The sequence below is a fragment of the Streptomyces longwoodensis genome (assembly GCF_001514125.1).
In the GTDB taxonomy this organism is placed as follows: Bacteria; Actinomycetota; Actinomycetes; order Streptomycetales; family Streptomycetaceae; genus Streptomyces; species Streptomyces longwoodensis.
The window spans coordinates 725,132-743,181 of sequence record NZ_KQ948550.1; the positions used below are offsets into that span (position 1 = coordinate 725,132).

An 18,050-nucleotide genomic window follows, 5' to 3' on the forward strand; every position below is an offset into this window, starting at 1 on the left:
CGTTGCTGCGAGTGGGTGACTCGCTCGTCTGAGCTTAACCGGTGGGTAACGAGCGCGCCAGACCCCAGCCGGATCCGAGCCGGACCCAAGTGTGTGATCTGCCTCCTGTGCTCCGGCCGGGCCGCCTACGCTCGGCGTCATGGACGAAGAGTTGCGATCACTCACGGAGCGCTTACGGCAGGAGTCGGGCGGTACGGCGGACTTCGAGCGGCTCGCCGCCACCGACGACGCCGAGGTGCTGGCCGGGGTGCTCACCGCGCCGGCGCAGCCGCTGTGGGCCCGGGAACTGGCCGCGTTCCGCCTGGGGTCGGCCGGGGACCGGCGGGCCTTCGAGACCCTCGTCCTGCTGCTCAACCACCGCGACCCGCCGCGCTGCGCCTCCGCCGCCCACGCCCTGGCCCGCCTCGGCGACCCGCGCACCGCCCGCGCCGCGGCCGCGCTCGCCACCAACGAACTGCGCGTGGCCTACGCCCTGCACCCGGTGCGGCTGCTGGTCGACCTGCGGGCCCCGGAGGCCGTGCCCGCCCTGATCACCACCCTGCGCCGGCGCCTGCGCCCGCACGACCCCTACCGGCGGGTGGCCCTGGCCTGCGTGGAGGGGCTCGGCGCCCTGGCCGACACCCGGGCCCGCCCGGTCCTCACCGAGGCCCTCGCCCACCCGCCCCTCGCCGAGGCGGCCGTGCACGCGCTGGCGCGCATCCCGCGGCAGCGGTAGGCACACACCCTGCCAGGGTCCGGCCGGTCGCGTCAGGCGGCCACCACCGCCAGGGCCTCCACCTCCAGCAGGAACTCCGGCCGGACCAGGGCCGCGACCTGGACGGCCGAGGAGGCGGGCAGGCGCTCGTCGGGCACGTGCGCGGCGCGGGCCTCGCGCACGGCCGGCAGGTGGGCCACGTCCGTGACGAAGTAGGTGAGTTTGACGACGTCGTCGAACGTCGCACCGGCGGCGGCCAGGCAGCGGCGGAGGTTCTCGAAGACCTGCCGGGCCTGGGCCGCCGGGTCGCCCTCGCCGACGAGCGCGCCGTGCTCGTCCAGCGGGAGCTGCCCGGAGACCGCGACGAGCCGGCCCGTGGCCGTCACGACGTGGGCGTACTGGGCGGCGGGGGCGACCCCTTCGGGGGCGGGGATCCTCGTCGGTCGGCTCATGCCTCCCATGATGGATCACGCGCCCGACGGACGGCCCCCGCCCCCGGCGTCCGTCAGCCGCGGAAGCCCAGCAGCCCGTGCAGCGTGGAGCCGCGGGCCGTACCCGAGGCCGCTGCCTCGGTGCTCAGCGGCTGCGGATCGGGCAGCGCCGCACAGACCGCATCGGCCCCGCCCGAGCCGCGCGGCACCGTGCCGTCGGCGAGGTACCTGGCCAAGTGGTCGTCCAGGCAGGCGTTCCCGCTCAGGGTGATGCCGTGGTTGCCGCCGCCCTGCTCGACCACCAGGCTCGAGCCGCGCAGCATCCGGTGGACCAGCGCGCCGCCCTCGTACGGGGTGGCCGCGTCGTTCGTCGCCTGGAACAACAGCACCGGCGGCAGCTTGCGGTTGGTGACGTCGACCGGGCGCAGCGAGGAGACCGGCCAGAACGCGCAGGGCGCGTTGTACCAGGCGTTGTTCCAGGTCATGAACGGCGCCTTGCCGTACACCGCCCAGTTGTCCGCCCGCCAGCGCGACCAGGCGCGCGGCCAGACGGCGTCCCGGCACTGCACCGCGGAGTAGACGCTGTAGCCGTTGTCGCCGGAGGCGTCCACCGCCGCGAAGCTCCGGTAGGCCTCCAGCAGCGGCCCGGTGCTCCCGTCGTTGGCGTACGCCGCGAACGCCTCGGCGAGGTACGGCCAGTAGCCGTTGTAGTAGCCGCCCGGCAGGAACGTGTCCTCCAGTTCCGAGGCGCCCACGGTGCCGCCCGCCGGCTCCTTCGCCAGCGCCGTCCGCATCGCGTACCACCGGGACTCGATCCGCGCGGGGTCGGTGCCTAGGTGGTACGTGGCGTCGTGCCGCGCGATCCACGCCATCAGGGCGCGGTGGCGGTCGTCGAAGGCGCGGTCCTGGGCGAGGTTGTCCTCGTACCAGACGCCGCTGGGGTCGACGATCGAGTCCAGCACCAGGCGCCGCACCCGCTGCGGGTACAGCTTGGCGTACACGGCGCCCAGGTAGGTCCCGTAGGAGTAGCCGAAGTAGTTCAGCCGGCGCGCGCCCAGGGCCTGGCGGATCGCGTCCATGTCCCGTGCGGTGTCCGGGGTGTCGAGGTACGGCAGCACGCTCGCGTACTTGCTGCCGCAGGCCGCGGCGAAGGCCTTGGCGCGCCGTACGTTCGCCCGCTCGACGGGCGCGGTCAACGGGAGCGAGTCCGGGCGGACCGGGTCGAAGTGGCCGGGCCGGCAGTCCAGGGCGGGCGTGCTCCCGCCCACCCCGCGCGGGTCGAAGCCGATGACGTCGTACTGGGACGCCACCGCCTTCGGCAGCGCGGAGGCGACGAACCCGGCGAGGGACAGGCCGCTGCCGCCGGGCCCGCCGGGGTTGACCAGCAGGGGCCCCTGGTAGGTGGCGGAGGTGTGCGGCACCCGGGACAGCGCCAGGGTGATCTGCCGGCCCTTCGGACGCGCGTGGTCCAGCGGCACCTTCAGGGACGCGCACTGCAGGGTCGGGTAGTCGTCGGTGCCGCACTTCTTCCAGCTGAGCTGTGCCGCTCGGGCGGTCTGCGGCGGGTGCGACGGGCTGGCGTCGGCGGGCACGGCGGTGAGGGTCCCGGCCACGACGGCGGCGGCACCGCACAGCACGGCTGCGCGTTTTCTCATCCGGTCCTCCCAGGACGGAGGGTGAGCGGACCGCGCGGGTCACGGCCCTCGCCGCATCGTTCCGGACGGCGCCCGCGGACGAACCCGTTCCGCCGATTGTTGACCCGATCGGGCCGCCGGAAGCCCTCGAACGCACGGCCGATGACGGACCGTCACCGCGCCACCCCGGCGGGGCCGGGTCGCGTAGGCCGCGCCCGGCGGGGCATAGGCCGCGTACGGCGGGACAACGGGAACGGGAGCGTCCGGCCGTGATCGGAGGACTGGCATGGCGACACCGCTCAGCGCGGACCGGCTGGTGGCCGCGCTCAAGGCCGAGGGCTGCACCGTCCACGAGGTGGCCGGCTGGCGCACCAACAACCGCAACCGGAAGGGCGCCTGGGGCCCGGTCCAGGGCGTGATCGTCCACCACACGGTGACCGGTCCGGGCACCGACGTGGTGGGCATGATCTTCCGCGGGCGGTCGGACCTGCCCGGCCCGCTCGCCACCGGCTGCATCACCAAGAACGGCACGGTCCACCTGGTCGGCAACGGCCGCGCCAACCACGCCGGCGGCGGCGACCCGGCCGTGCTCAGGGCCGTCGCCGACGAGTCCTACGGCGCCCGGCCGCCCGCCCCGCACGAGCACGAGGGCAGCGCGGGCGCGGTCGACGGCAACTCCCGCTTCTACGGGTGGGAGTGCGAGAACCGGGGCGACGGCAGGGACCCGTGGCCCCCGGTGCAGTACACCGCGATGGTCAAGGCCACCGCGGCGATCTGCCGCGCGCACGGCTGGGGCGAGAAGTCCTGCATCGGCCACCTGGAGTGGTCCGACCAGAAGCCGGACCCGCGCGGCTTCTCGATGACGACGTTCCGCGCCGACCTGAAGGCGTGCCTGGCACAACCGGCGGGCCGCTGGCCCCACGTGGAGGAGGACGAAGTGCCCAAGAGCCTGTACGAGGCCAATGCCGTCGACGTCGACCTGCCCAGCGGCGAGTGGACCGCGCTCGCCTTCCGGACGGACGGCGTCCTGCACACCGGGCCGGTCGTCCACGACACCCTGGTCCACCTCTCCGTCGACGAGGCCACCGACCCGGGGACGAGGATCCAGGGCCGGTTCTACGTGACCGACCTGAACAACCGCAACGCCTCCGCCTACCTGGCCGTCGACCGGCGGGGCGGGGGAGGCCACCAGTTCGCGCACTCGGTGCCGGTCCCCGCCGGCAAGCGGCTGTGGTTCGAGGTGCGGCCCACCACCCCGGACGGCCGCCCGGTGCGGCTGCTGCACCGGGTGGTCTCCGGGCCCTACTGGACCGCGTGACGGCCCCGCACGGGGGGTCTCAGCCCTCCTGGTAGCCGAGCGCGCTGTCGGGCCGACAGTGCGGGCAGGCCCTCACCCCCTCGGCGAGGGCCCGCAACGCCTGCTCCCTGCTGATGCCCCGGCTGCGGCGGGCCGCGTTCCAGCAGTCACCGACGTGGACGTACGCCGCCGGTGCGTCCCGGTTCAGCCCCAGCTCCAGCACCCACTCCGGTGCGGACGGGCGGGCCTCGACGCCCCGCTGCTTCTCGGCCTCCCGGCGCTCCTCCAGCGCGATCCACCAGCGCGTGCGCTCGAGATCGCGCAGCTGCACGCGCTCCAGGAAGCGCAGCAGCGCGAGGCGCGAGGGACCGGGATCGTTCACACGTTCGATTTTAGGGCAGAGGGGGCCGGGTCGGCCCGGCGGGGCTCAGGGGAGGGGGAGCCGGGTCGGCCCGGCGGGGCTCAGGGGAGGGGGAGCCGGGTCGGCCCGGCGGGGCTCAGAGCAGGGTGAGCTGGGTCGGCCCGGAGGGCTCCGGCTGCTCGGCCGGCTCCGGTCGCGTGACGCGGCGGGGCATCCCCGCGCGCGTGGGGCCGATGCCGTACTCCCGGGCGAGGTCGTGGACCTGGCGGGTGATCCGGCGCTGGTACCAGGTCGGGGCGTAGGCGCCGTCCGCGTACAGACGCTCGTAGCGCCGCACCAGGTGCGGGTGGTGCTGCCCCAGCCACGCCATGAACCACTCGCGGGCCCCCGGGCGCAGGTGCAGCACCAGCGGGGTGACCGAGGTGGCCCCGGCGGCCGCGATCGTCCGCACGGTCGCGCGCAGCTGGGCCGGCTCGTCGCCGAGGAAGGGGATCACCGGCGCCATCAGGACACCGCAGCCCAGCCCGTGGTCCGCGAGGGTGCGCACCACCTCCAGGCGCCGCTCGGGCGCCGGGGTGCCGGGCTCCACGGTGCGCCACAGCTCGCGGTCGGTGAAGCCGACCGAGACGGAGACGCCCACGTCGGTGACGTCCGCGGCCTGGCGCAGCAGGTCGAGGTCGCGCAGGATCAGCGTGCCCTTGGTGAGGATGGAGAACGGGTTCGCCCGGTCGCGCAGGGCCGCCAGGATGCCCGGCATCAGCCGGTAGCGGCCCTCGGCGCGCTGGTAGCAGTCGACGTTGGTGCCCATCGCCACGTGGTCGCCGTGCCAGCGGGGCGAGGCCAGCTGGCGGCGCAGCACCTCGGCGGCGTTGACCTTGACCACGATCTGGGTGTCGAAGCCGATCCCGGTGTCGAGGTCCAGGTAGCTGTGCGTCTTGCGGGCGAAGCAGTACACGCACGCGTGCGTGCAGCCGCGGTAGGGGTTGACCGTCCACTCGAAGGGCATGCGCGAGGCGCCCGGCACCCGGTTCAGGATCGAGCGGGCCCGGATCTCGTGGAAGGTGATGCCGCGGAACTCCGGCGTGTCGAAGGTGCGGGTGGTGACCGCGTCCGCGCCGAACAGCGCGGCGTCGGCCCGGCCGTGACCGGACCCCCCGGAGTCCGCGGACCCCGCCGGCTCCCCGGGTGCCGCGTGCTCTTCGGGTTCCCCCGGGTTCACGGTGAGGTTTTCCCAGCGCATGACGCCTCCTCGGTAGCGCAGACCCCACAATAGAACATCTGTTCCCATGATCGTGCGAGTGCTGTCGCCGAGTGTTCTCAGCAGGTGCTCCGCGAGGGATCCCGCCGGCGCTTGCCGGACCCCGATTTGGGCGGCCGACGGCCGGGGTGGTTGGCTTGCCCCAGCCCCGAGAAACCAGGACCTGGAGGAACTCAATGGCGCAGGTCGAGGCCACGACGGAACGGGTCGTCGCGGCGGACCCGGAGACGGTGTTCGACGCGATCGCCGACTACAGCGGCACGCGCGGCAAGCTGCTGCCCGAGCAGTTCAGCGAGTACGAGGTGCGCGAGGGGGGCGACGGCGAGGGCACCCTGGTGCACTGGAAGCTCCAGGCCACCAGCAAGCGGGTGCGCGACTGCCTCCTGGAGGTCAGCGAGCCGACCGACGGCGAGCTCGTCGAGAAGGACCGCAACTCCTCGATGGTCACCACCTGGCGCGTCACGCCCGCGGGCGAGGGCCGCTCCCGGGTCGTGGTGACCACCACCTGGCAGGGCGCCGGCGGCATCGGCGGCTTCTTCGAGAGGACCTTCGCGCCCAAGGGGCTCGGCCGGATCTACGACGCGATCCTGGCCCGGCTCGCCACCGAGGTCGAGAAGCCGGCGTAACCGCCGCCCGCTCCTTGGGCGTTGGGATCCGCTGATCCCCGTCACCGGTTCGAGTGGTTCTCCTTTCGGACCGGTTCGACGCCGTAACTCGTCGTGCTTGCTCGGAGTTGGCGCTTCACGCGGCAATTGTGCGGCAGGTGCGACGAGGGGAGCGGCAGGTGCGCGGGAGCACGCTGGAGCGGGACGCGGGGGCCACCGGGACGGCTGAGCCGGCCCAGCCGGCCGGGGCGGCGGCCGCACCGGTCGGGGTGGCCGCGGTGGACCTCCCGCCCGACACGGCGCCCCCGGCGCCCGAACCCGGGACGCGCCGGGTGCGGTTGGTCTTCTTCGCGCTGATGCTCGCGCTGCTGCTGGCGGCGCTGGAGCAGATGATCGTCGCGACCGCCCTGCCCAGGATCGTCGGTGAACTCCACGGCCTGGACAAGATGTCCTGGGCGATCACCGCCTACCTGCTCACCGCCACCGTCGGCCTCCCGGTCTACGGCAAGCTCGGTGACCTCCTCGGCCGCAAGGGCGTCTTCCAGTTCGCCATCGTCGTGTTCGTCATCGGCTCCGGGCTCGCCGGCCGGGCGCAGACCATGGACCAGCTCATCGCGTTCCGCGCCGTCCAGGGCGTCGGCGCGGGCGGACTGATGATCGGCGTCCAGGCGATCATCGCGGACATCGTGCCGCCCCGGCAGCGCGGCCGCTTCATGGGCCTCATCGGGGCCGCGTTCGGCCTGGCCTCGGTGGCCGGCCCGCTGCTCGGCGGCTACTTCACCGACCACCTGTCCTGGCGCTGGTGCTTCTACGTCAACGTCCCCTTCGGGCTGGTGACGCTCGCCGTCGTCGCCACCGTGCTGAAGCTGCCCAAGCCGCGCACCCGGCCGCGGTTCGACGTCGTCGGCACCCTGCTGCTCGCCGCGGCCTCCACCTGCCTGGTCCTGCTGACCAGTTGGGGCGGCACCGAATACGCCTGGGACTCGCGGGTCATCCTCGGCCTCGGCGCCGGCGCGGTCCTCGCCACCGCGCTGTTCCTCGTCGCCGAGCGCTTCGCCGCCGAACCCCTCATGCCGCTGCGGCTGTTCCGCGACTCCGTCTTCACCCTCACCGGCCTGGTGGGCCTCGTCATCGGCGTCGCGCTGTTCGGCGCCGCGAGCTACCTGCCGACCTTCCTGCAGATGGTCGACGGCGCCACCGCCACCGAGTCCGGGCTGCTGATGCTGCCGATGATGGGCGGCATCGTCGTCGCCTCCATCGTCTCCGGGCAGCTGATCAGCCACACCGGCCGCTACCGGCCCTACCCGATCCTCGGCTCGGCGCTCGCCGCGACCGGCATGTGGCTGCTCTCGCGCCTGGAGGTCGACACCCCCCGGCTCCAGTACAGCCTGTCGATGGCCGTGCTCGGCGCCGGCATCGGCATGGTGATGCCCGTCCTGATCCTCGCCGTGCAGAACTCCGTGGGCCCCACCGACCTCGGCACCGCCACCAGCGCCAACAACTACTTCCGCCAGATCGGCGGCAGCGTGGGCGCCGCCGTCTTCGGCACCCTCTTCGCCGACCGGCTCGCCGACGCCCTCGCCGACCGGCTGCCCGCCCGCGCGGGGGCCGCGCTGCCCGACGCCGAGTCGATCACCCCGCAGCTCGTGCACACGCTGCCCCCGGCCCTGCGCGACGCCTACATCCACGCCTACGCCGACGCCATGCCGAGGATCTTCCTCTACCTGGTGCCGGTCCTCCTCCTCGGCCTGCTCCTCGCCTTCTTCCTCAAGGAGACCCCCCTGGTGAACACCGCCGCCGCGACCGCCCACACACCCCCCACCGGGACGGAGACCGAGCCCGTGACCACCCCGTACCCGCAGACCGTCCCCCACCCCGCGGGCGGCGGCAGCCCCGTCGCGTCCCGTGCGGCGCAGACGCCCGGCGTCGCCGTCTGCGGCACGGTCCAGCACTCCGACGGGACCGTGGTGCCCCGCGCGGCCCTCACCCTCATCGACGTCGCCGGACAGCAGGTCGGACGCGGCGCGAGCGGCGAGGACGGACGGTACGCGCTGGCCGCGCCCGGCTCCGGGTCGTACGTCCTGATCGCCGCCGCCGGCGGGCACCAGCCGCAGGCCGTCTCCGTCACCGTCGGCGAGCGCCCGGTCGAGCTGGACGTCGTCCTCGGCGGCGCCGGACGCCTCGCCGGCAGCGTGGTCACCGCCGACGGCACCCCGGTGCGCGACGCCACCGTCACCCTCACCAACGTCCACGGTGAGGTCGTCGCGAGCACCCGCAGCGCGCGCGAGGGCGGCTACGTCATCACCGAGCTGGTCGCCGGTGAGTACACTCTCGCGGCCAGCGCGCCCGCGTTCCGCCCGGCCGCGCTGCCGGTCAGCGTGCAGGCCTCCCGCGAGACCCGCCAGGACATCGAACTGGCCGGCGGCGCCGTGCTGCGCGGCACCGTCCGCGCGAGCGGCGGCCGGCCGGTCGAGGACGCGCGCGTGACGCTGCTGGACGCGGCGGGCAACGTGGTCGACACCCTCACCACGGGACCCGACGGCACGTTCCGCTTCGTCGACCTGTCGTCCGGCGAGTACACCGTGATCGCCGCCGGCTACCCGCCGGTCGCCACCGTGCTCCAGGTCGCCGGCGGCGGCCGCACGGAGCGTGACCTGCAACTGGGCCACGAGGACTGACGCCGGCGGGCGGCGGGAGCGCTCCCGCCGCCCGGCCCGGGAGGCGCCCGAACGGCACGGCCTACCCCGCCCGACCGCGGGCGAAACAATTCCGGGATTGACACACGCACGCCACACCCGCGCCGTACGGTGGGCCCAGCGGAACAGATCTTGCACAGCTCTGGGGAGAGAGGGCCTGGGCCATGGACCGTGGCACCGAGAGGGAAACACCTCCCCGCCGCGGAACGGACCCCGCGGGGCCGCGGGACGCGGGGCGCGTCCCGCTGGCCGTGGTCGTGGTGGACCGCGACGGCCTGGTGTCGCACTGGAGCAGCGGCGCCCGACGGCTGTTCGGCGTGCCCAAGGAGGAGGCCGTCGGACAGCCCGCGGTCGACCTGCTGCCCGTCTCCGGCGCGCTGCCCGACGTGGACGACGACCTGCCGTACGACGACTACGCCGCCCTCGACGGGCTCGGTCCCGGCCTCGGCAGCTCCCTCGACCACGGCCTGTCCTACCCGGCGGCCGGCCGCGCCCGGCTGAGCGTGCCCGCGCACGCCACCCGGGACCGGCCGGACCCCGGCGCCCGCGTCGACGTGCTGTGGTGGGCCTACCCGCTCGTCGGACCCGGCCGGGAACGGCTGCTGGTGCTCGCCGCCGACGCGGCCGGACTGCACGAGCAGGACGGCGGGGGCGGCGCCGACGGCCACGGCGGTCACGGCACGGGCGGCGCGGAAGGCCCCCGCGACCCCTTCGCGGTGGAGCGCATCGCGCCCGGCTTCGCCCTGCACACCGACTTCCCCGGCGCCGAGGACCTCGCCGGGCGGCTCCCCGAGATCCTGCCCAGCATGAGCGTGGGGGAGAGCGCCCGCATCGTCTCGCAGGTCCTCGAACTGGGGTACCCGATCCTGGAGTTCAGCCAGAACGCGCGCGTCCCGGTCACCCCGGACTGGGGCGTCTCGCGCCGGGTGGAGCGCCGGGCCCGCCGCGAGCGGGCGGCCCGGGCCGCCGCCGGGGGGCTGCCGATACCGGACGACCTCGCGGACGAGGCCGAGGACCTGGAGTACGCCGCCGTCCGCGAGCGCCTGGAGTTCCTCAACGAGGTCAGCGGCCGGATCGGCACCTCGCTCGACCTCGCCCGCACCATCGTCGAGGTCAGCAAGGCCGTCGTGCCCCGCTTCACCGACGTCGCCGGCACCTACCTGCGCGAACAGGTCGTCGCCGGCGAGGGGTTCGCGGAGGGCGTGCCCGACACGACCACCCTGTGGCACCGGGTGGCCCTGGAGCACACCGACGAACCCGGCCGCTGGGACGACGTGGTGCCCGTCGGCGAGGCGATGCCGTTCCCCGCGCACACCCCGTTCTTCCAGTGCATGACGACCGGCGAGCCCGTCCTGGTGCCGCGGATCAGCGAGCAGCTGGGCCACGCCATCGCCTCGCAGTTCGAGAAGCGCGACATCCGGCCCCTGATCACGGGCCGCTCGATGCTGGTGGTGCCGCTCAAGGCCCGCAACGTCGTCCTCGGCTTCATGATCCTGCTGCGCCACCCCGAGCGCGCCGAGTTCAACGACATGGACAAGGTCACCGGCGCCGAACTCGCCGCCCGCGCGGGCCTCGTCCTCGACAACGCGCGCATGTACACGTACCAGGAGAGCGTCGCCGAGACCCTCCAGGACAGCATGCTGCCGCACATCCCGCCGCACCGGACGGGCTGCGACATCGCCACCCGCTACCTGCCCGGCACGCTCCTCGGCCGGGTCGGCGGCGACTGGTTCGACTCGGTGAAGCTCCCCGGGGCGCGCACCGCCCTGGTCGTCGGCGACGTGATGGGCCACGGCCTCAACTCGGCGGCGATGATGGGCCAGTTGCGTACGGCCGTGCAGACCATGGCCGCCCTCGACCTGCCGCCCGCCCAGCTGCTGCGCAACCTGGACGACCTCGCCCAGCGCCTCGGCGACGGCTACCTCGCGACCTGCCTGTACGCCGTGTACGACCCGATCGCGAGCGTGCTGCACCTCGCCAACGCCGGACACATCCCGCCCGTGCTGGTGCGCGCCCGGGACGGCCGCAGCGAGCTGCTGGAGCTGCCCACCGGCGCCCCCGTCGGCGTCGGCGGGGTGCCCTTCGAGGCGGTCCGGGTGCCCGTCGAGCCCGGCGACCGGCTGGTGATGTGCACCGACGGGCTGGTGGAGATGCGCGGCGAGGACATCGGGGTGGGCCTGGCGACCCTGTGCGCGTCGGCCGCCCACCCGGCGGCCTCCATGGACGACGCCTGCGACACCATCATTCGCGCCCTCAACACCCGCGGCGGCCGCAAGGACGACGTGGCCCTGCTGATGGCCCGCCTCAACGGCATCGCCCCGCAGGACGTCGCCGAGTGGCGCTTCCCGCCCCGGCCCGCCGAGGTCGGCCGCGCCCGCGCGGTCGTGCGCGAGCAGCTGCACGACTGGGGACTGCCCCGGCTCGCGGACCCGGCGGAGCTGATGGTCAGCGAACTGGTCACCAACGCCGTCCGGCACACCCGGGCCCGCCCGGTCGAGGTCCGGCTGGTGCGCGGCGACACGCTGCTGTGCGAGGTGGACGACGACGACCACGAGCTGCCCACCCTGCGGAACGCCGGGCCCGAGGCGGAGGCCGGACGCGGACTGCGCGTGGTCAGCGCCCTGGCCCGCGAATGGGGCACCAGCCGCACCGCGGCCGGCAAGACGGTCTGGTTCGAGCTGACCCTGCCGCGCCGCTGAGGCCGCGGGCACTCATGGCGCCCGCCGGTCCGAACGGAGCGTGGAAGACGTGAAGTTGTGCGCCGGGCGCTTGTCCGCGCGCCCCCGGGGCGATAGACCGTACGGGGCCGTCAACCGCGACGGATCGGCCGTGCACCCTGGGGAGTCGGGCATGAGCGTGACCAGTCGGTACCGGGAGGCCTGGGAGGGCTTCTGGCGCGAGGCGCCCGGCGCGCCGGGGGAGGTGTTCTGGGACGCGGACCCGGCGCTCACCGCGGAACTCCACCTGCCCCTGCTGACACCCCATCTGCGTGACGCCGGGCTGCCGTTGGTCGACCTCGGCTGCGGCAACGGCACCCAGACCCGCTTCCTCGCAGGGCGTTTCCCGCACGTGGTCGGCGTCGACCTGGCCGCCGCCGCCCTGGACCACGCCCGCCGCGCCGACCCGGCCGGACGGGCGGCGTACCGGCAGCTGAACGCCGCCGACAAGGGCGAGACGGAGGCCCTGCACGCCGAACTCGGCGACGCCAACGTGTACCTGCGGGGCGTGCTGCACCAGTGCGACCCCGACGACCGGCAGCCCCTGGCCGACGGGATCGCCACGCTGGTGGGACGGCGCGGGCGCGCGCTCCTCGTCGAACTGTCCGAGGCCGCACGGCCCGTGCTCGGGGGACTGGCCCAGGGCCCGTCGGGCCCCCCGCCGAAACTGGCGCCCGTATTCCGCCACGGCATAGCGCCCGGCGAGGTCGCCGACGACGCGGTGCCGCGCCACCTGAGCGACGCGGGCTTGACCGTCCTCGCCTCGGGAAGGGCACCGCTCACCACGACCGAGACCGGCCCCGACGGCACCCCGGTCCGCCTGCCGTCCCTGTGGCTCGTCGCCGGACGCGAGGACTGAGCCGGGGGCGGGGCCGCGGGGCGCGGTCGCCGGCACCCGTCAGGCCCGTCACCTGCCCCCTTCGTGACGTGCCCCCGTCCCCCCGCGTAACGTGCGCAGCATGAAACTCCTCATCAGCGCCGACATGGAGGGCGCCACCGGCGTGACCTGGCCCGCCGACGTGTTGCCGGGGACACCCCAGTGGGAACGGTGCCGGGCGATGTTCACCTCCGACGTGAACGCCGCGGTGCTCGGCTTCTACGACGGCGGCGCCGACGAGGTGCTGATCAACGAGGCGCACTGGACGATGCGCAACCTGCTCCTGGAGCGCCTCGACGACCGGGCGCAGATGCTCACCGGCCGGCACAAGGCGCTGTCCATGGTGGAGGGCGTGCAGCACGGCGACGTGGACGGCATCGCGTTCATCGGCTACCACGCGGGCGCCGGCATGGAAGGCGTCCTCGCCCACACCTACCTCGCCAACCAGATCACCGGCGTGTGGCTGAACGACGTGCGCGCCAGCGAGGGCCTGCTCAACGCGCACGTCGTCGCCGAGTACGGCGTGCCCGTCGTGCTGGTCACCGGTGACGACCTGGCCTGCGAGGACGCCCTCGGCTACGCGCCCGAGGCGCTGAAGGTGGCCGTGAAGGACCACGTGTCGCGGTACGCGGCCGTGTGCCGGACCCCGGCCCGCACCGCCGCCGACATCCGGGCCGCGGCGAAGCAGGCCGTGGCGCTGGCGGGCCGCCGGGATCCGGTCCGCGGCGGACCGTATACAGTCGCCGTCGAGTTCGACGCCGAACACCTGGCGACGGCCGTCACGGTCGTCCCCGGCGTCGGCCGCACCGGCGAGCGCAAGGTCGCCTACACGCACGAAACGATGTACGAGGCGATCCGCACCTTCAAGGCGGTCACCACGATCGCCTCGGCCGCGGTGGAGGAGCAGTATGGCTGACGGGCAGGCGCTGGACGAGGTGGTGCGGTTCACCTCGGACCTGATCCGGATCGACACGACCAACCGGGGCGGCGGGGACTGCCGGGAGCGGCCGGCCGCCGAGTACGCGGCCGAACAGCTGGCGGGCGCCGGTCTCGAACCCGTCCTCCTGGAGAACACCCCGGGCCGCACCAACGTGGTGGCCCGCCTGGAGGGCAGCGACCCGTCCGCCGACGCGCTGCTGCTCCACGGCCACCTGGACGTGGTGCCCGCCGAGGCCGCCGACTGGCGCGTGCACCCCTTCTCCGGCGAGGTCCGCGACGGCGTCGTGTGGGGGCGCGGCGCGGTCGACATGAAGAACATGGACGCGATGATCCTGGCGGTCGTGCGCTCCTGGGCCCGGCAGGGCGTGCGGCCCCGGCGGGACGTCGTCATCGCCTTCACCGCCGACGAGGAGGCCAGCGCCGAGGACGGCTCCGGCTTCCTCGCCGACCGGCACCCCGGCCTGTTCGAGGGCTGCACCGAGGGCGTCAGCGAGTCCGGCGCGTTCACCTTCCACGACGGGTCCGGCCGGCAGATCTACCCGATCGCGGCGGGGGAGCGCGGCACCGGCTGGCTGAAGCTCACCGCGCGCGGCCGCGCCGGACACGGCTCCAAGGTGAACCGGGAGAACGCGGTCACCCGGCTCGCCGCGGCGATCACCCGGATCGGCGAGCACGAGTGGCCGCTGCGGCTCACCCCGACCGTGCGGGCCGCGCTCACCGAACTGGCCGCGTTGTACGGCATCGAGACCGACCTGAGCGATGTCGACGGCCTGCTGGAGAAGCTCGGCCCGGCCGCCGACCTGGTGGCGTCGACCGTGCGCAACAGCGCCAACCCGACGATGCTGTCCGCCGGTTACAAGGTGAACGTGGTCCCCGGCCAGGCGGTCGCCCACGTCGACGGACGCCACCTCGCGGGCCACGAGGAGGAGTTCCGCGCCACCCTCGACGAGCTGACCGGCCCGTACGTCGACTGGGAGTTCGACCACCGCGAGGTCGCCCTCCAGGCGCCGGTGGACTCGCCGACCTACGCCCGGATGGCCGAGGCGGTACGGGAGTTCGCGCCCGAGGGGCACGTGGTGCCGTACTGCATGTCCGGCGGCACCGACGCCAAGCAGTTCTCCCGGCTCGGCATCACCGGCTACGGGTTCACCCCGCTGAAGCTGCCGGAGGGCTACGACTACCAGGCCATGTTCCACGGGGTCGACGAGCGCGTTCCGGTCGACGCGCTGCACTTCGGCGTCCGCGTCCTCGACCGGTTCCTGCGGACGGCCTAGGCGAGTGGGGGAGAACGTGCGCATCCTGCCGTACGGCGCGTGGCCGTCGCCCGTCGACGCCGCGACCGCCGCCGCCCACGACGGGCGGCCCGAGTACGTGGGCTTCGTCGGCGACGAGGTGTGGTGGACCGCGCCCCGGCCCGCCGAGGGCGGCCGCCGCACCCTGGTGCGACGGCGCGCGGACGGCACCGAGGAGTCGGTGCTGGCCGCCCCGTGGAACGTGCGCAGCCGGGTCATGGAGTACGGCGGCCGCCCCTGGGACGGCACCGTGCGCGAGGGACGGCCCGTGGTGGTCTTCGCGCACTTCGCCGACCAGCGGCTGTACCGGTACGAGCCCGGCGGCGGCGAGCCCACGCCGCTCACCCCGCTCTCGCCGGTGGGCGGCGGACTGCGCTGGGCCGACCTGGTGGTGCGGCCCGAGCGGGACGAAGTGTGGTGCGTGCTGGAGGAGTTCACCGGCGACGGCCCCACCGACGTACGACGCGTCCTGGCCGCCGTACCGCTGGACGGGTCGGCCGCCGAGGACCGCTCGGCCGTCCGTGAACTGACCGGCGACGCCCACCGGTTCGTGACCGGGGCGCGGCTGTCGCCGGACGGGCGCCGGGCCGCGTGGCTCGCCTGGGACCACCCGCGGATGCCGTGGGACGGCACCGAGCTGCTGGTCGCCGACGTGCGCCCCGACGGCACCCTGGGCGCCCCGCGCACGGTGGCCGGCGGGCCCGAGGAGTCGCTGGCGCAGGTCGAGTGGGCGCCGGACGGCGGTCTGCTGTGGACCAGCGACCGCAGCGGCTGGTGGAACCTGTACCGCGACGGCCGTCCCCTGTGCCGGCGCGAGGAGGAGTTCGGCGGCGCCCTGTGGAAGCTCGGGGAGCGCTGGTTCGCCCCGCTGGAGAGCGGGCTGATCGCCGTCGTGCACGGCAGCGGCACCACCGCCCTCGGCGTGCTCGACCCCGAGACCGGCGACCTCGTGGACGCGGCCGGCCCGTGGACCGAGTTCGCCTCCACCCTCGCGGTGCACGGCGAGCGCATCGCCACCGTCGCGGCCAGCCCGCGCAGCGCCTACGAGGTCGTCGAGCTGGACACCCGCACCGGCCGGGCCCGGGTGATCGGCTCCGCCCACCGGGACGCGGTGGACCCCGCCCACTACCCCGAGCCGCAGATCCGCACCTTCGCCGGACCCGACGGCCGCGAGATCCACGCCCACGTCTACCCGCCGCACCACCCCGGCTGCGCCGCCCCCGACGCCGAGCGGCCGCCCTACGTGGTGTGGGCGCACGGCGGACCCACCGGCCGCTTCCCCCTCGTCCTCGACCTGGAGATCGCCTACTTCACCACCCGGGGCATCGGCGTCGTCGAGGTCGACTACGGCGGCTCCACCGGGTACGGGCGTGCCTACCGCGACCGGCTGCGCGAGCAGTGGGGCGTCGTCGACGTCGAGGACTGCGCCGCGGTCGCCCTCGCGCTCGCCGAGGAGGGCACCGCCGACCGCGACCGGCTCGCGATCCGCGGCGGCAGCGCGGGCGGCTGGACCACGGCCGTCTCCCTCACCACCACCGACGTCTACGCCTGCGGCACGATCATCTACCCCGTGCTGGACCTGACCGGCTGGGCGACCGGGGAGACCCACGACTTCGAGTCCCGCTACCTGGACAGCCTGGTCGGACCGCTCGACGAGGTGCCCGGACGCTACGCCGAGCGCTCGCCCGTCGAGCACGCCGACCGGATCGACGTGCCGTTCCTGCTGCTGCAGGGCCTGGACGACGTGATCTGCCCGCCCGCCCAGTGCGAGCGGCTGCTGGCCCGGCTGGAGGGCCGGGGCGTCCCGCACGCCTACCTCGCCTTCGAGGGCGAGGGCCACGGCTTCCGCCGGGCGGAGACCGTACGGCGGGCCCTGGAGGCCGAACTCTCGCTGTACGCGCAGGTGTTCGGCCTGCGGCCGCCCGGCGTGCCGACCCTGGAGCTCGCCCCGTGACGGACCGCGCGCCCCACCCGCAGGCCCCCCTGCGCCGCCCGCCCCGGCTCGCCCCCGGCGCCCGGGTGGCGGTCGTGGCGCCCAGCGGCCCGGTGCCCGAGGAGCGGCTGGAGGCCGGCCTCGACGTGCTGCGCGGCTGGGACCTCGACCCGGTGGCCGCGCCCCACGTCCTGGACCGGCACCCGCGCTTCCCGTACCTGGCGGGCACCGACGCCGACCGCGCGGCCGACCTCCAGCGCGCGTGGTGCGACCCGTCCGTGGCCGCCGTGATCTGCGCCCGGGGCGGCTACGGCGCCCAGCGCGTCGTCGACCTGCTCGACTGGGAGGCGATGCGGGCCGCCGGGCCCAAGGTGCTCGTCGGGTTCAGCGACGTCACCGCGCTGCACGAGGCGTTCGCGGCCCGGCTCGGCCTGGTCACCCTGCACGGGCCGATGGCGGCGGGCGTCGACTTCCTGAAGAATGCCCGCGCCCAGGACCACCTGCGGGCCACGCTCTTCGCCCCGGAGACCGCCCGCGTGATCGCCGGGACCTCCGGCGGCGGCGCCCTGGTCCCCGGCCGCGCCCGCGGCGTCCTCCTCGGTGGCTGCCTCAGCCTGCTCTCGGCCGACCTGGGCACCCCGTACGCCCGGCCGTCGGCGCGGGGCGGGCTGCTGTGCCTGGAGGACGTGGGGGAGCAGCCGTACCGGCTGGACCGGAGCCTGACCCAACTCCTGCGCGCCGGTTGGCTCGACGGGGTGCGCGGGGTGCTGCTCGGCTCCTGGGAGGAGTGCGGGCCCTACGAGCGGGTGCGCGACGTGCTGGCCGACCGGCTCGGCGGGCTCGGGGTGCCGGTCGCCGAGGAGTTCGGCTTCGGGCACGGGGCGGGCGCACTGACCGTGCCGTTCGGCGTCGGCGCGGAACTCGACGCGGACGCGGGCACCTTGACCCTGGACGAGCCGGCCCTGCTCTGAGACGCGGGCCCCTGGTGCGGCCCGTCACCGCCCGGGGGGGGACCCGGCCCGGCGTGCGGGCGGCGCCCGGCGGGCGCACCCTGGTTGCATGAGCACGAAGACCTCCGAGCGGCGCACCGGGGAGTCACGCACCCGTGCGCTGACCCCTGCCCGGATCGCCGTCCTGGTCCTCGCCGTCCTCGGCCTCGTCTTCATCTTCGAGAACACGGCCGACACCGAGATCAGGCTGCTGGTGCCCGTGGTGACCATGCCGCTGTGGGTGGCCCTGCTCGCCACCGGCCTCATCGGCGCGCTCTGCGGGTCCTACCTCACCCTCGCGAGGCGGCGCCGCTGACCGCGCCGTAC

15 protein-coding genes are annotated in these 18,050 nt (G+C 74.8%); 11 read left to right on the plus strand and 4 right to left on the minus strand.

Annotated elements, in window-relative coordinates; genetic code table 11:
• Positions 1-139: 139 nt before the first annotated feature.
• Positions 140-715 (plus strand): adenylosuccinate lyase, encoded by a 576-nt coding sequence (locus AQJ30_RS08005; RefSeq protein WP_067230375.1) that lies wholly within the window; start codon positions 140-142, stop codon positions 713-715.
• A 32-nt stretch (positions 716-747) separates the two neighbouring features.
• On the opposite strand, the gene AQJ30_RS08010 is transcribed toward AQJ30_RS08005, so the two are convergent.
• A complete protein-coding gene (locus AQJ30_RS08010) occupies positions 748-1,146 on the minus strand; it encodes a RidA family protein (protein ID WP_067230378.1) in 399 nt (132 codons plus the stop codon).
• A 53-nt stretch (positions 1,147-1,199) separates the two neighbouring features.
• Positions 1,200-2,780, minus strand: coding sequence for an alpha/beta hydrolase (locus AQJ30_RS08015; protein ID WP_067230381.1), 1,581 nt, complete (start codon positions 2,778-2,780; stop codon positions 1,200-1,202).
• 265 nt (positions 2,781-3,045) lie between these two features.
• Here AQJ30_RS08015 and AQJ30_RS38930 point away from each other — a divergent pair, with 265 nt between their 5' ends.
• Positions 3,046-4,077: a peptidoglycan recognition protein family protein gene (locus tag AQJ30_RS38930; protein WP_079083913.1), complete on the plus strand. Its 1,032-nt coding sequence runs from the start codon at positions 3,046-3,048 to the stop codon at positions 4,075-4,077.
• A gap of 19 nt (positions 4,078-4,096) precedes the next feature.
• Here AQJ30_RS38930 and AQJ30_RS08025 read toward each other — a convergent pair whose 3' ends face one another.
• Positions 4,097-4,438 carry a DUF6233 domain-containing protein gene (locus AQJ30_RS08025; RefSeq protein ID WP_067230383.1) on the minus strand — a complete coding sequence of 114 codons (342 nt, stop codon included), beginning with the start codon at positions 4,436-4,438 and terminating at the stop codon, positions 4,097-4,099.
• Between the two features lie 115 nt (positions 4,439-4,553).
• Complete coding sequence (locus AQJ30_RS08030; RefSeq protein ID WP_211278941.1) at positions 4,554-5,657, minus strand: Rv2578c family radical SAM protein; 1,104 nt, start codon at positions 5,655-5,657, stop codon at positions 4,554-4,556.
• A 194-nt stretch (positions 5,658-5,851) separates the two neighbouring features.
• Here AQJ30_RS08030 and AQJ30_RS08035 point away from each other — a divergent pair, with 194 nt between their 5' ends.
• From AQJ30_RS08035 to AQJ30_RS08075, 9 genes are all read left to right on the plus strand, one after another.
• Entirely contained in the window at positions 5,852-6,301 is a 450-nt protein-coding gene (locus AQJ30_RS08035) for an SRPBCC family protein (protein WP_067230385.1), read from the plus strand.
• Between the two features lie 248 nt (positions 6,302-6,549).
• Positions 6,550-8,958: an MFS transporter gene (locus AQJ30_RS08040; protein WP_067231022.1), complete on the plus strand. Its 2,409-nt coding sequence runs from the start codon at positions 6,550-6,552 to the stop codon at positions 8,956-8,958.
• Positions 8,959-9,140: 182 nt separating this feature from the next.
• Positions 9,141-11,675 carry a SpoIIE family protein phosphatase gene (locus AQJ30_RS08045; RefSeq protein WP_067230388.1) on the plus strand — a complete coding sequence of 845 codons (2,535 nt, stop codon included), beginning with the start codon at positions 9,141-9,143 and terminating at the stop codon, positions 11,673-11,675.
• 151 nt (positions 11,676-11,826) lie between these two features.
• On the plus strand, positions 11,827-12,552 hold the full coding sequence (locus AQJ30_RS08050; RefSeq protein WP_067230389.1) for a class I SAM-dependent methyltransferase: 726 nt from the start codon (positions 11,827-11,829) through the stop codon (positions 12,550-12,552).
• Between the two features lie 100 nt (positions 12,553-12,652).
• Complete coding sequence (locus AQJ30_RS08055; RefSeq protein WP_067230392.1) at positions 12,653-13,486, plus strand: M55 family metallopeptidase; 834 nt, start codon at positions 12,653-12,655, stop codon at positions 13,484-13,486.
• On the plus strand, positions 13,479-14,783 hold the full coding sequence (locus AQJ30_RS08060) for a M20/M25/M40 family metallo-hydrolase (RefSeq protein WP_067230395.1): 1,305 nt from the start codon (positions 13,479-13,481) through the stop codon (positions 14,781-14,783). The genes AQJ30_RS08055 and AQJ30_RS08060 overlap by 8 nt, the downstream gene beginning before the upstream one ends.
• A 16-nt stretch (positions 14,784-14,799) precedes the next feature.
• Complete coding sequence (locus tag AQJ30_RS08065; RefSeq protein WP_245726846.1) at positions 14,800-16,755, plus strand: dipeptidyl-peptidase 5; 1,956 nt, start codon at positions 14,800-14,802, stop codon at positions 16,753-16,755.
• Complete coding sequence (locus AQJ30_RS08070) at positions 16,752-17,705, plus strand: S66 peptidase family protein (protein ID WP_067230399.1); 954 nt, start codon at positions 16,752-16,754, stop codon at positions 17,703-17,705. The genes AQJ30_RS08065 and AQJ30_RS08070 overlap by 4 nt, the downstream gene beginning before the upstream one ends.
• A gap of 88 nt (positions 17,706-17,793) precedes the next feature.
• Positions 17,794-18,039: a LapA family protein gene (locus tag AQJ30_RS08075; protein ID WP_067230402.1), complete on the plus strand. Its 246-nt coding sequence runs from the start codon at positions 17,794-17,796 to the stop codon at positions 18,037-18,039.
• Positions 18,040-18,050: the final 11 nt, after the last annotated feature.

Excerpts from the sequence above, each read along its gene's own strand:
- AQJ30_RS08055 (WP_067230392.1), top strand. The coding sequence starts at position 12,653 with ATGAAACTCCTCATCAGCGCCGACATGGAGGGCGCCACCGGCGTGACC.
- AQJ30_RS08045 (WP_067230388.1), top strand. The coding sequence starts at position 9,141 with ATGGACCGTGGCACCGAGAGGGAAACACCTCCCCGCCGCGGAACGGAC.
- AQJ30_RS38930 (WP_079083913.1), top strand. The coding sequence starts at position 3,046 with ATGGCGACACCGCTCAGCGCGGACCGGCTGGTGGCCGCGCTCAAGGCC.
- AQJ30_RS08060 (WP_067230395.1), top strand. The coding sequence starts at position 13,479 with ATGGCTGACGGGCAGGCGCTGGACGAGGTGGTGCGGTTCACCTCGGAC.
- AQJ30_RS08015 (WP_067230381.1), bottom strand. The coding sequence starts at position 2,780 with ATGAGAAAACGCGCAGCCGTGCTGTGCGGTGCCGCCGCCGTCGTGGCC.
- AQJ30_RS08030 (WP_211278941.1), bottom strand. The coding sequence starts at position 5,657 with ATGCGCTGGGAAAACCTCACCGTGAACCCGGGGGAACCCGAAGAGCAC.
- AQJ30_RS08050 (WP_067230389.1), top strand. The coding sequence starts at position 11,827 with ATGAGCGTGACCAGTCGGTACCGGGAGGCCTGGGAGGGCTTCTGGCGC.
- AQJ30_RS08010 (WP_067230378.1), bottom strand. The coding sequence starts at position 1,146 with ATGAGCCGACCGACGAGGATCCCCGCCCCCGAAGGGGTCGCCCCCGCC.
- AQJ30_RS08075 (WP_067230402.1), top strand. The coding sequence starts at position 17,794 with ATGAGCACGAAGACCTCCGAGCGGCGCACCGGGGAGTCACGCACCCGT.
- AQJ30_RS08035 (WP_067230385.1), top strand. The coding sequence starts at position 5,852 with ATGGCGCAGGTCGAGGCCACGACGGAACGGGTCGTCGCGGCGGACCCG.
- AQJ30_RS08005 (WP_067230375.1), top strand. The coding sequence starts at position 140 with ATGGACGAAGAGTTGCGATCACTCACGGAGCGCTTACGGCAGGAGTCG.